The organism is Atlantibacter sp. MEI4A-1023 (assembly GCF_056155425.1).
This window is the reverse complement of the sequence record NZ_CM149568.1, coordinates 3247711-3258555: the sequence shown is the minus strand read 5'-3', so window position 1 is coordinate 3258555 and position 10845 is coordinate 3247711. Positions and strand designations below refer to the sequence as shown.

Below are 10845 nucleotides of genomic sequence, written 5' to 3'. Positions count from 1 at the left end.
GAGATGAATTTTCGCCTGACCGGCATTGCGCTGGCGACAACCTTACTGGTGGGGTGCGCCAGCTCGGGAGAACAACAGGGACGCTCGGACCCGTTCGAAGGGTTCAACCGTAGCATGTACAACTTCAACTTTAACGTACTGGATCCTTATGTTGTTCGTCCGGTCGCCGTCGTCTGGCGCGATTACGTGCCGCAACCGGCGCGTAACGGGATCAGCAACTTCACCAGCAACCTTGAAGAGCCCGCCATTATGGTGAACTACTTCCTTCAGGGCGACCCGTACCAGGGGATGGTGCACTTTACGCGCTTCTTCCTGAACACCCTGCTGGGGATGGGCGGCTTTATTGATGTCGCCGGATTGTCGAACCCAAAACTGCAGCGCGTTGAGCCGCATCGTTTCGGCAGCACGCTTGGGCACTACGGCGTGGGTTACGGTCCGTACCTGCAACTGCCGTTCTATGGCAGCTTTACGCTGCGTGAAGAGGGCGGCGATGCGGCCGATACGCTCTATCCGGTGCTTTCCTGGCTGACCTGGCCGATGTCGATCGGTAAATGGGCGATTGAAGGCGTTGAAACCCGCGCGCAACTGCTCGATTCCGATGGCCTGCTGCGCCAGTCTTCCGACCCGTATATTCTGGTGCGCGAAGCTTACTTCCAGCGTAACGACTTTATCGCCAACGGCGGCCAGTTGAAGCCAGAAGAAAACCCGAACGCCCAGGCGATTCAGGACGATTTGAAAGACATCGATTCAGAATAACGCCGCTGAACAGCGGCAATAAAAAAGGTGAGCCGCGGCTCACCTTTTTGCGTTTTGAGGAGAAGATTAGAACGCGTAGTTGAAGTTCGCGCCGTACAGCCAGGCTTTACCTTCAGAACGGAAGGTGTACGGGCCTTCGGTGAACTCAACGTGCTGACCGTGCATATAAGACACGCCCACGTCCACGGAAGCATCTTTGTTAAACGCATAGGTCGCACCGGTGCTCAGCCACAGGCGGTCCTGATCCGGGATGGAAATGGAGCGGTGGTCGGCAGGGACCGGGCTGTCATCAAAGGCGATACCGGCACGCAGCGTCCAGTTGTCATCCATAAAGTAGGTGGTCCCTAACGCGATGCGGTAAGAATCGCGGAAGCTCTCATCTTTATAGAACAGGGTCTGGCCATTGTTGCTGGTTGCTTTCAGCTCCTGGAACTGGCTCCAGCTGGTGTACGCCAGGCTATAGTGGATGGCCCACTGCGGCGCCACTTTGTTATAACCAGACAGTTCCCACATTTCCGGCAGGTTCAGCGTCAGGTTGCCGCCGATGGTGCTGCCGCCGGTGCCGTAAGGCAGGCCCTGGCTGGACAGCGCGGCGTTGATGGCCGGGCTGCTGCTCAGGTCGCTCTTATAATCGCCTTCGAAATCAATTTTGACTTCTGAGCGATAGGTCAGAGAGTAACGGTTATCCTGGTCAACTTCATACATGATCCCGGCGTTCCAACCGTAGCCCCACTCGTCGCCTTTCAGGCGCGCGATTTGGGTATTGCTGTCCAGCGAGTTGGCATACTGAGCCAGACCACGCAGTTGCGCGCCCTGCGGGGTAGTGGTGGTGAATGCAGGGTTACGGCTAAGCTGGGCTGCGGTCAACTGACCGAGGTCGCCAGCATAACGTTCCAGTTTGGCTTTTGCGTAAACGGCGTTAAAGCCCAGACCGAAGCTGAAATGATTGTTCAGACGGTAAGCGCCGCTCAGGTTGAGGTTAAGGGTTTCCAGGTCGGTTTTACCGCCCATAGAACCTGCTGCATAGTCATCATTAAATTCGGTCGCCAGACCGTAGTTGGAGGTTACGGACGCGCCCCAACCAAATTGTTCATTAATCGGCGCAACAAAATGCAGGTTCGGCACCCACGCCGTCGGCGCGATGTTATCTGCATCCAGGCTGCGGCCTGAAGGAGAACGACCAGACACGTTAACATCCGGGTCAACGAAGATGGCGCCGCCGGAGAACGTTGGGCGATCAAACATCATGATCGCCGCCGGGTTACGGCTGGCAGAGCCAGCGTTATCGGCAATAGCGCCTTCCCCTGAATAGGCACGGCCAAGGCCAGAGGAAGAAAACTCGTTTAATTGAAAACCTGCGGACCAGGCTTGAGAAGAGACGATTGCCACTGCGACTGCGAGAAGAGACTTGGTAAACAGGGTTTTCTGGCTCATGACCATAACCTCATCCATTTATTTTTATTTAAATAATGTTACTTACCGTAACAGGAGCGCGAAGTGTAGGGTCTGAGTTACGGCATACAAATCAGACCAGTGGCGAGAGTATAGGTCCGACCAGAGTGAATGTTGCAAGTTTGTTTAATGAAAATTTCCAAATTGATCATCGAAACGAGATCGCCGTGGCAAATTTGGGGCCGATGTCTCTCGGCGAACAGGGTGATTTTTGTTTCAGATCATTTTTATCGCTGATTTCTAAATCTGTCAGGATTTGTCGAAAATCTCGGGTGGAGCACGTTCCAATCGGGGCGTAAAATAGCCGGATTGCTAACTGCACCCCAGGTGCGATGTACAGAGGAAATCACAATGAGTAAATGCAGTGCTGATGAAACCCCGGTTTGCTGCTGTATTGATGTTGGAACCATTATGGACAACACCGATTGCACCGCGTCCTACAGCCGCGTTTTCCCGGACCGCGCGCAAGCCGAAGAAACCCTGGCAGCCCTGAGCGCCAAAGCGCGTGAAGTCGAATCCGAGCCGTGCCAGATCAACGCTAACTTCACGGAAGAAAGCGACGGCGTGCGCCTGGATATCGATTTCGTTTTTGCCTGCCAGGCAGAGACTATGATTTTCCAGCTGGGCCTGCGTTAATCCTTTCGACGCCTTCCCGTTCCGGGGAGGCGTTTTCTCTGCGTAAATTCGTGTAACTCCTCGCACTTTTTCATTTCCCCGGTTGGCTAATTGTAAAAATTTGGTTAAGACTATCGTCAGGTCCGACCACTTTTTCGTTGTGTGTCCATTTTTACAGGGGAGTGTTATGAGTCAGGCGTTACCGCGTCTTGCCCGTCCGGGCGATCGTATTGCCATCATCAGCGGGTTACGAACCCCATTCGCTCGCCAGGCGACCGCCTTTCACGGCATTCCGGCGGTGGATCTCGGCAAAATGGTGGTCAGCGAACTGCTGGCGCGCAGCGAAATCCCACCCGACGTCATCGAACAGCTGGTCTTCGGCCAGGTGGTGCAAATGCCCGAAGCGCCTAATATTGCCCGTGAAATCGTGCTTGGCACCGGCATGAATGTGCACACCGATGCTTACAGCGTCAGCCGCGCCTGCGCCACCAGCTTCCAGGCGGTGGCGAACGTGGCGGAAAGCCTGATGGCGGGGACGATCCGCGCCGGTATCGCCGGTGGTGCAGACTCCTCGTCCGTGCTGCCGATTGGCGTCAGCAAAAAGCTGGCCCGCGTGCTGGTGGACGTCAATAAAGCCCGTACCACCGGGCAGCGCCTGAAATTGTTCTCCCGCCTGCGCCTGCGCGACCTGATGCCCGTGCCGCCTGCCGTGGCGGAGTATTCTACCGGTTTGCGTATGGGCGATACCGCCGAGCAGATGGCCAAAACCCATGCCATCACCCGCGAACAGCAGGACGCGCTGGCGCACCGCTCTCATGTGCGGGCCGCGCAGGCCTGGCAGGAAGGCAAATTTGCCGATGAAGTGATGACGGCCTATGTGCCGCCGTATCGCGAACCTTTCAGCGAAGATAACAACATCCGCAAAAACAGTTCCCAGGCTGATTACGCCAAACTGCGCCCGGCGTTTGACCGCAAACACGGCACCGTGACGGCGGCAAACAGTACGCCGCTGACCGACGGTGCCGCTGCGCTGATCATGATGACCGAATCACGCGCTAAAGAGCTGGGCCTGACGCCGCTCGGCTATCTGCGCAGCTACGCTTTTACCGCCGTCGATGTCTGGCAGGACATGTTGTTAGGGCCAGCCTGGGCCACGCCGCTGGCGCTGGATCGCGCCGGGATCACCCTCGCGGATTTGACTCTGTTTGATATGCATGAGGCCTTCGCCGCCCAGACGCTGGCGAATCTGAAAATGCTTTCCAGTGAGCGTTTCGCCCGCGAGGTACTGGGCCGCGCCCATGCCACTGGCGACGTTGACGACGCTATCTTTAACGTGATGGGCGGCTCTATCGCCTACGGTCATCCGTTTGCCGCAACTGGCGCGCGCATGATCGTCCAGACCCTGAATGAACTGCGCCGCCGTGGCGGCGGTTTCGGTCTGGTAACGGCCTGTGCGGCAGGTGGATTAGGGGCGGCAATGGTACTGGAGGCTGAATAATGGAAGGGCAATCCGCATTTCACATGCACGTTCGTTTGGATAACATCGCCATCGTCACCATCGATGTTCCCAACGAAAAAATGAACACCCTGAAGGCTGAGTTTGGCGGCGAAGTGCGCGCCATCCTCAAACAAATTCACGAAAACAAGCAGCTACAGGGCGTGGTGTTTATCTCCGGTAAACCGGACAATTTTATCGCGGGCGCGGATATCAATATGATCGCCAACTGCCAGACCGCGCAGCAGGCCGAGGCGCTGGCGAAGCAGGGCCAGCAGATCATGGCCGATATTCATGCGCTCTCCATTCCGGTGGTGGCGGCGATCCACGGACCCTGCCTCGGCGGCGGTCTTGAACTGGCGCTGGCCTGCCATCGCCGGGTCTGTACCGATGACGGCAAAACAGTGCTTGGACTGCCGGAAGTGCAGCTCGGGCTGTTGCCCGGCTCCGGCGGCACCCAGCGGCTTCCGCGCCTGATTGGCGTCAGCACCGCGCTGGAAATGATGCTGGCGGGTAAACAGTTACGTCCGCGGCAGGCGCTGAAAGTGGGCCTGGTGGATGACGTGGTGCCGAAGTCGATCCTGCTGGAAGCGGCGGTGGAACTGGCTAAACAGGGCCGTCCCGCTTCGCGCCGCCTGCCGGTGCGTGAACGCGTACTGGCCGGGCCGCTGGGCCGTTCGATCCTGTTCCGCATGGTCACGAAGCAAACCCTGCAAAAAACCCACGGCAACTACCCGGCGGCCACGCGGATTATCGACGTGGTGCGTATTGGGTTAGAGCAGGGCAGCGCCAGCGGCTATGAGGCAGAAGCGAAAGCCTTTGGCGAACTCGCCATGACGCCGCAATCCGCTGCGCTGCGTAATATTTTTTTCGCCAGCACCGAACTGAAAAAGGATCAGGGCAGCGAGGCGCCGCCAAAACCGTTGCGCGCCGTGGGTATACTCGGCGGCGGGCTGATGGGCGGCGGGATTGCCTATGTCACCGCGACCAAAGGCAAACTGCCGGTGCGCCTGAAGGATATTAACGACAAGGGCATTAACCATGCGCTGAAATACAGCTGGGATCTGCTCGATAAAAAAGTGCGCCGCCGCCATTTAAAAGCGGTGGAGCGTGACAGCCAGATGGCGTTGATTAGCGGCTCTACCGATTATCGCGGCTTTCACCAGCGGGATATCGTGGTGGAAGCGGTATTTGAGGATCTGGAGCTGAAGCGCCAGATGGTCGCCGAAGTGGAACAGTACGCCGGCCCGGAAACGGTTTTCGCCTCTAACACCTCATCGTTACCGATTGGCGATATCGCGCAAAACGCCGCGTACCCGGAGCGGGTTGTGGGCCTGCACTATTTCAGCCCGGTCGACAAAATGCCGCTGGTGGAAGTCATTCCCCATGCGGGAACCAGCGCGCAAACCATTTCCACCACCGTGGCGCTGGCGAAGAAGCAGGGCAAAACGCCGATAGTGGTGGCGGACAGCGCGGGCTTTTACGTTAACCGCATTCTTGCGCCCTATATAAATGAAGCCATGCGCTGCCTGCTTGAAGGTGAACCGATTGAGCATATTGATAACGCGCTGGTGAAGTTTGGGTTCCCGGTGGGGCCGATCCAACTTTTGGATGAGGTTGGAATAGACGTAGGTACTAAAATTATCCCCGTACTGGAGCGGGCGTTCGGGGCGCGTTTCAGCGCGCCGAATGATGCCGTTGCAGCAATATTGAAGGACGATCGCAAAGGCAGAAAAAACGGCCGCGGTTTCTATCTTTATCCGGCAAAAGGGCGTAAAAGCAAGAAGCAGGTCGACCCTGCGATTTATACGCTTATTGGCGTGAAGCCTGAGCAAAAAATGGCGGCGGAGGCGCTTGCGGAACGCTGCGTGATGATGATGCTGAACGAGGCAGCGCGTACGCTGGATGAAGGCGTGGTGCGTTCGGTCAGGGATGGCGATATCGGCGCGGTATTCGGCATCGGTTTCCCGCCTTTCCTCGGCGGACCGTTCCGCTACATGGACAGCCTGGGCGCGGCAGAGGTGGTCGCCCGGCTGCAACGTCTGGAAAGCCGTTATGGCGAGCGGTTTGCTCCCTGCGAGCGGCTGCTGGCAATGGCGCAAACCCAGCAAAAATTCTGGCAAAGCCAGGCTGAAACTGAGCCTGCAACGGTGGCCGCTGATTAACCGGTTTTTTACCGGTGCGTCGGAGGTTGGTTAAATTGTAAACGGCGATTGACTATACTTACGCCATTAAGGTAAAACACAGCGTTTCATTCAACGTCGGGATAAGGCACAATGCCCGGCCGCGATGATCTCCCCACAGGCTTCGGGCCTGTTGGGGAACGTGGCGATTCTGGTTAACAAAAGCGGTGCACTATGCAAGTTTTCATTATGCGTCACGGCGACGCAGCTCTTGATGCCGCCAGTGATGCGGTTCGTCCCTTAACCCTCTGCGGGTGCGACGAATCCCGTCAAATGGCGACCTGGTTAAAAGGTCAAAAGGTGGACATCGAGCGTGTTCTTGTCAGCCCCTATCTGCGTGCCGGGCAGACGCTGGATGTGGTTCGGGAAGTGTTCACACTGCCGGAAAACGTCGATGTCCTGCCGGAGCTGACGCCCTGCGGCGATGTACGAATGGTCGGTGCCGACCTTCAGACGCTGGCAGACGATGGCGTCAAATCGGTGCTGGTGATCTCTCACCTCCCGTTAGTCGGCTACCTGGTTTCTGAACTTTGCCCGGAAGAAACGCCGCCAATGTTCTCAACCTCAGCCATTGCCAGCGTAACGCTCGATCCACAAACCGATAAGGGCGTGTTTAACTGGCAGATGAGCCCCTGCAACCTGAAAATGGCGAAAGCCAGCAATGGGTAAACGTCCAAAAGCCGCGTAAAGCGGCTTTTTTGTGTTTAAGGCAGTTCAGGCGGCCTGAACTCCTCCACCTCAATCAGCACCAGCAAAGCGGCATCGCCGCCGTACTCTTTCGATGCCTGATGAAAAGCCACTACGTGCGGATGCTGCGCCAGCCACAGCGGGGTTTGCTGCTTCAGAATATGTTTACCGTGGCCGTGCATCACGCAGGCGCAAAACACGTGTTCGCGCCGACAGGCGGCAATCAGCGCGCCTAATTCCTGTTTGGCCTGAAGCTGTGTCAGGCCGTGCAAATCCAGAAACAGTTCCGGCGAATAGTCGCCGCGGCGTAATTTCTTCAATTCAAAATGGCTGGTGCCTTCACGTACGTAGCGCACCGGGCCTTCTGCCGCCAGCAACGGCTGGAACTCATCGGAAAAATAGTGGCTGGCATCCACCTGTTCCTGTATCAGGCGTTTTACCGGCACTTCATTCGCTTTTTTACGCTGCGGGCGGTGGACAATGGTGTCCTGCTTAATTTTACGGGTGCCGCGCATCAGTTCCCGGAACAGCGTCTGGTCCTCCTCATTAAGCGAATTTTTCTTTTTCATTCTCTTCTCCGTCATTCTTATCGCAGGCAGTGTACCTGACTCCTTCGCCAGTGCTAAATAAAACGCGTTTTCATGCCGGCGGGGAAGGGTGGATGCTGATTTATCGCTGCCATCGTGGCAAACTAGCCGCCGTGTTTAACGCGTCGCGCGCGCCGGAGGAATAGTGGATAAAATTTTCGTCGATGAAGCAGTCAATGAACTGCATACCATTCAGGATATGCTGCGCTGGTCAGTCAGCCGTTTTAGCGCGGCGGGCATCTGGTATGGTCATGGCACCGATAACCCGTGGGATGAGGCGGTACAACTGGTGCTTCCATCGCTTTATCTGCCGCTGGATATTCCTGAAGATATGCGCACCGCGCGCTTAACTTCCAGCGAACGCCACCGCATTGTCGAGCGTGTGATCCGTCGGGTGAACGAACGTATTCCGGTAGCCTATCTGACCAATAAAGCCTGGTTCTGCGGCCACGAGTTTTACGTTGATGAGCGCGTGTTGGTGCCGCGTTCGCCGATTGGCGAGCTGATCAACAACCGTTTCGCCGGGCTTTTCGACGGCCAGCCTGAACATATTCTGGATATGTGTACCGGCAGCGGCTGCATCGCCATCGCCTGCGCCTATGCCTTCCCGGAAGCCGAAGTCGATGCGGTAGATATTTCTGCCGATGCGCTGGCGGTAACCGAGCACAACATTGAAGAGCACGGCCTGATCCATCACGTAACCCCGATTCGCTCCGACCTGTTCCGCGACCTGCCGAAAGTGCAGTACGACATCATCGTGACCAACCCGCCGTATGTGGACGAGGACGATATGTCCGACCTGCCGAACGAGTACCGCCATGAGCCGGAACTGGGGCTGGCGGCGGGCAGCGATGGCCTGAAGCTGGCGCGCCGCATTCTGGCCTGCTCACCGGACTACCTGTCCGACCAGGGGATTCTGATTTGTGAAGTGGGTAACAGCATGGTACATCTGATGGAGCAATATCCGGAGGTGCCGTTCACCTGGCTGGAGTTTGATAACGGCGGTGACGGCGTCTTCATGCTGACCAAAGCGCAGCTGATCGCGGCGCGCGAGCACTTCAGCATTTATAAAGATTAATCCAACGGGCTGCGGCCCGTTTCACATCGCTCAAAAACACAACAACGACAACGGAGCCGTGATGGCAGGAAACAGTATTGGACAATTCTTCCGTGTGACCACCTTCGGGGAATCGCACGGCGTGGCGCTGGGTTGCATCGTCGACGGCGTGCCGCCCGGCATCCCGCTGACCGAAGCCGATCTTCAGCACGATCTCGACCGCCGCCGTCCCGGCACCTCGCGCTACACCACCCAGCGCCGCGAGCCGGACCAGGTAAAAATTCTCTCTGGCGTGTTTGAAGGCGTCACGACCGGCACCAGTATTGGCCTGCTGATTGAAAATACCGATCAGCGCTCCCAGGATTACAGCGCCATCAAAGACGTGTTCCGCCCAGGACACGCGGATTACACCTACGAGCAAAAATATGGCCTGCGCGACTATCGCGGCGGCGGGCGTTCATCCGCCCGTGAAACCGCCATGCGTGTCGCGGCGGGCGCTATCGCCAAAAAATATCTGGCGCAAAAGTTCGGCGTGGTTATCCGTGGCTGCCTGACCCAGATGGGCGACATCCCGCTGGAGATCAAAGACTGGGATCAGGTGGAACAGAACCCGTTCTTCTGCCCGGACCCGGATAAAATCGAAGCGCTGGACGAACTGATGCGCGCTTTGAAAAAAGAGGGCGACTCCATCGGCGCGAAAGTTACCGTGGTGGCTGACGGCGTTCCCGCCGGGCTTGGCGAGCCGGTGTTTGACCGCCTGGACGCCGATATCGCCCACGCATTGATGAGCATTAACGCCGTGAAAGGCGTGGAAATCGGCGACGGTTTCGGCGTGGTGCAACTGCGCGGCAGCCAGAACCGCGATGAAATCACCCACGCCGGTTTTCAGAGCAACCACGCAGGCGGCGTGCTGGGTGGCATCAGCAGCGGCCAGCAAATCGTCGCGCACATGGCGCTGAAACCCACCTCCAGCATTATGGTGCCGGGGCGCACGGTAAACCGTTTCGGCGAAGAAGTAGAAATGGTCACCCGTGGACGTCACGATCCCTGTGTCGGGATCCGCGCCGTGCCGATCGCCGAAGCGATGCTGGCGATTGTCTTAATGGATCATCTGCTGCGTCAGCGCGCGCAAAACGCCGACGTCAGCACGTCGGTCCCCCGTTGGTAAACAGTATGAAACGTTCCCTTATCGCCCTGGCGGCGCTGCTGGCGAGTTCCGTCACCCTGGCCGCTACGCCCTGGCAGAAAGTGCCTAATCCGATCCCCGGCGCGCCGCAGTCTATTGGCGCATTTTCCAATGGCTGCATCGTGGGGGCGCAGGCGCTGCCGCTGGCCTCCGATCACTATCAGGTGATGCGTACCGATCAGCGCCGCTATTTCGGCCATCCGGAACTGGTGAATTTTATCCAGCGTTTTAGTTCCCAGGTTAACGATCTCGGCATGGGAACGGTGCTGGTGGGAGACATGGGGATGGCCGCAGGCGGGCGCTTTGCTACTGGACACGCCAGCCATCAAACCGGGCTGGACGTCGATATCTTCCTGCAACTGCCGAAAACCCGCTGGACCTCGGCGCAATTGCTGCGCCCACAGGCGCTTGATCTGGTGTCTGCCAACGGCAAATCGGTGGTAGCCAGCCGCTGGACCCCGCAGTTGTATAACATGATCAAGCTGGCGGCGCTGGATGACGAAGTGACGCGTATTTTCGTTAACCCGGCGATTAAACAACAATTATGCCTGGATGCGGGCACCAACCGCGACTGGCTGAATAAAGTGCGCCCGTGGTTTGCCCATCGCGCTCATATGCATGTGCGCCTGCGCTGCCCCGCTGACAGTCTTGAATGCGTAGAGCAAGCGCCGCCGCCGCCGGGAGATGGCTGTGGCGAAGAGTTGCAAAGCTGGTTCAAACCGGCGAAACCGGGTAGTCAATCAACAGAGAAGAAAACGCCTCCGCCACCACCGCCTTCCTGTCAGGCTCTGCTGGATGAACACGTACTTTAAGGATTAATTCGTGGA

Annotated in this window: 10 protein-coding genes; 8 read left to right on the top strand and 2 right to left on the bottom strand. The window is 57.5% G+C overall.

What is annotated here, in order from left to right:
- Positions 1–3 precede the first annotated feature (3 nt).
- Positions 4–756, top strand: a complete 753-nt coding sequence (gene mlaA / locus ACVV26_RS15515) for a phospholipid-binding lipoprotein MlaA (protein WP_312978192.1) — start codon at positions 4–6, stop codon at positions 754–756.
- 66 nt (positions 757–822) lie between these two features.
- On the opposite strand, the gene fadL is transcribed toward mlaA, so the two are convergent.
- On the bottom strand, positions 823–2196 hold the full coding sequence (gene fadL / locus ACVV26_RS15510; RefSeq protein WP_493341417.1) for a long-chain fatty acid transporter FadL: 1374 nt from the start codon (positions 2194–2196) through the stop codon (positions 823–825).
- 363 nt (positions 2197–2559) lie between these two features.
- Between fadL and ACVV26_RS15505 the strand changes: the two genes are divergently transcribed.
- From ACVV26_RS15505 to sixA, 4 genes are all read left to right on the top strand, one after another.
- Complete coding sequence (locus ACVV26_RS15505; protein WP_125291493.1) at positions 2560–2844, top strand: YfcZ/YiiS family protein; 285 nt, start codon at positions 2560–2562, stop codon at positions 2842–2844.
- 166 nt (positions 2845–3010) lie between these two features.
- Positions 3011–4321: an acetyl-CoA C-acyltransferase FadI gene (gene fadI / locus ACVV26_RS15500; protein WP_312978194.1), complete on the top strand. Its 1311-nt coding sequence runs from the start codon at positions 3011–3013 to the stop codon at positions 4319–4321.
- Positions 4321–6483, top strand: coding sequence for a fatty acid oxidation complex subunit alpha FadJ (fadJ, locus tag ACVV26_RS15495; RefSeq protein WP_474798127.1), 2163 nt, complete (start codon positions 4321–4323; stop codon positions 6481–6483). The genes fadI and fadJ overlap by 1 nt, the downstream gene beginning before the upstream one ends.
- Positions 6484–6675: 192 nt before the next feature.
- Positions 6676–7170: a phosphohistidine phosphatase SixA gene (sixA, locus tag ACVV26_RS15490; RefSeq protein WP_312978197.1), complete on the top strand. Its 495-nt coding sequence runs from the start codon at positions 6676–6678 to the stop codon at positions 7168–7170.
- A gap of 35 nt (positions 7171–7205) precedes the next feature.
- Here the strand turns inward: sixA and smrB are convergent, their stop codons facing one another.
- The gene (gene smrB, locus ACVV26_RS15485) at positions 7206–7757 is read right to left on the bottom strand and encodes an endonuclease SmrB (RefSeq protein ID WP_125291497.1); all 552 of its coding nucleotides are present in this window, start codon (positions 7755–7757) and stop codon (positions 7206–7208) included.
- 163 nt (positions 7758–7920) lie between these two features.
- Here smrB and prmB point away from each other — a divergent pair, with 163 nt between their 5' ends.
- The 3 genes from prmB to mepA all read left to right on the top strand — a co-directional run bounded on the left by prmB (position 7921) and on the right by mepA (position 10830).
- Positions 7921–8853 (top strand): 50S ribosomal protein L3 N(5)-glutamine methyltransferase, encoded by a 933-nt coding sequence (gene prmB / locus ACVV26_RS15480; protein ID WP_474798126.1) that lies wholly within the window; start codon positions 7921–7923, stop codon positions 8851–8853.
- Positions 8854–8914: 61 nt separating this feature from the next.
- Positions 8915–10000 (top strand): chorismate synthase, encoded by a 1086-nt coding sequence (aroC, locus tag ACVV26_RS15475; protein WP_474798124.1) that lies wholly within the window; start codon positions 8915–8917, stop codon positions 9998–10000.
- Positions 10001–10005: 5 nt separating this feature from the next.
- Positions 10006–10830 carry a penicillin-insensitive murein endopeptidase gene (gene mepA / locus ACVV26_RS15470; RefSeq protein WP_474798123.1) on the top strand — a complete coding sequence of 275 codons (825 nt, stop codon included), beginning with the start codon at positions 10006–10008 and terminating at the stop codon, positions 10828–10830.
- Positions 10831–10845 lie beyond the last annotated feature (15 nt).

What these genes read in the sequence shown, in the direction of transcription:
- fadL (WP_493341417.1), bottom strand. Translation starts at nt 2,196, where the DNA reads ATGGTCATGAGCCAGAAAACCCTGTTTACCAAGTCTCTTCTCGCAGTC.
- ACVV26_RS15505 (WP_125291493.1), top strand. Translation starts at nt 2,560, where the DNA reads ATGAGTAAATGCAGTGCTGATGAAACCCCGGTTTGCTGCTGTATTGAT.
- smrB (WP_125291497.1), bottom strand. Translation starts at nt 7,757, where the DNA reads ATGAAAAAGAAAAATTCGCTTAATGAGGAGGACCAGACGCTGTTCCGG.
- fadJ (WP_474798127.1), top strand. Translation starts at nt 4,321, where the DNA reads ATGGAAGGGCAATCCGCATTTCACATGCACGTTCGTTTGGATAACATC.
- mlaA (WP_312978192.1), top strand. Translation starts at nt 4, where the DNA reads ATGAATTTTCGCCTGACCGGCATTGCGCTGGCGACAACCTTACTGGTG.
- mepA (WP_474798123.1), top strand. Translation starts at nt 10,006, where the DNA reads ATGAAACGTTCCCTTATCGCCCTGGCGGCGCTGCTGGCGAGTTCCGTC.
- fadI (WP_312978194.1), top strand. Translation starts at nt 3,011, where the DNA reads ATGAGTCAGGCGTTACCGCGTCTTGCCCGTCCGGGCGATCGTATTGCC.
- sixA (WP_312978197.1), top strand. Translation starts at nt 6,676, where the DNA reads ATGCAAGTTTTCATTATGCGTCACGGCGACGCAGCTCTTGATGCCGCC.
- aroC (WP_474798124.1), top strand. Translation starts at nt 8,915, where the DNA reads ATGGCAGGAAACAGTATTGGACAATTCTTCCGTGTGACCACCTTCGGG.